This window comes from Vibrio sp. 03_296 (assembly GCF_002265885.1).
The window spans coordinates 1-864 of record NZ_NPKW01001063.1 but is presented as its reverse complement, the minus strand read 5'-3'; the positions used below and the strand labels follow the sequence as shown (position 1 = coordinate 864).

1 pseudogene is annotated in these 864 nt (G+C 42.5%); it reads left to right on the top strand.

The annotated features are described in order from the left end of the window. Nucleotides 1–69: 69 nt before the first annotated feature. Nucleotides 70–864: pseudogene (locus CIK04_RS29830) on the top strand (D-alanine--D-alanine ligase A); the annotation flags it as partial.

Below are 864 nucleotides of genomic sequence, written 5' to 3'. Positions count from 1 at the left end.
TGACTGTACGAATAGCAAGGTATCGCTATCATTGAGACAGCGTGTCTTCTATCACGGAAAGATTTAACAATGATGAGAAATGTTCTACTTTTATGCGGCGGTGGTTCTTCAGAACACGAAATTTCGCTGCTTTCTTCTGAATACCTTCAGCAACAGCTTGGCTTAATTGGTAATGTAAATGTCCTAAAAGTTGAGATTAAAACGAAGGTTGTTGACCAAAAGATAGACTTGTCTATCTCGATATCCATACGAAAAGTCGTGAAAAGTGATGAGTTAATGAATCGATAGACATCGACTTCATTGTGCCTGTATCAGGTTTCTGGTGAAACAGGGGATATCCAGTCACTTTTTGAGCTAGCCGGTATTCCTTATCTGGGCTGTGGGCCTGAGGCTAGCAGTAACAGCTTCAATAAAATTACGTCGAAACTATGGTATGACGCGATTGGCATTCCTAACACACCGTATCTTTTCCTAACGGAGAACAATGAAGAGTCTCACCAGGTGAGTAGAGAGGCATTCGACAAATGGGGCAAGCTGTTTGTCAAGCGGCTAGACAGGGATCATCGGTTGGCTGTTACAGTGTAATCAAAGTAGAGCAACTTTCTGATGTCCATTGATAAGGCGTTCGGATTCTCTCATCAGGTATTGGTTGAAAAGGCCGTAAAACCAAGAGAATTAGAAGTTTCCGCTTATGAGATGAACGGTCAACTTCATATTTCAAAGCCAGGTGAAATTATTGCTCCTGACGGTGCTTTTTACTCCTACGATGAGAAATACAGCCGCAGGTAGCCAATTCAATCACAGAAGTAGAAGCGAAAAACTTAACCGAACAGCAGTTACGCGACGATTCAACAGTGCAGCGAG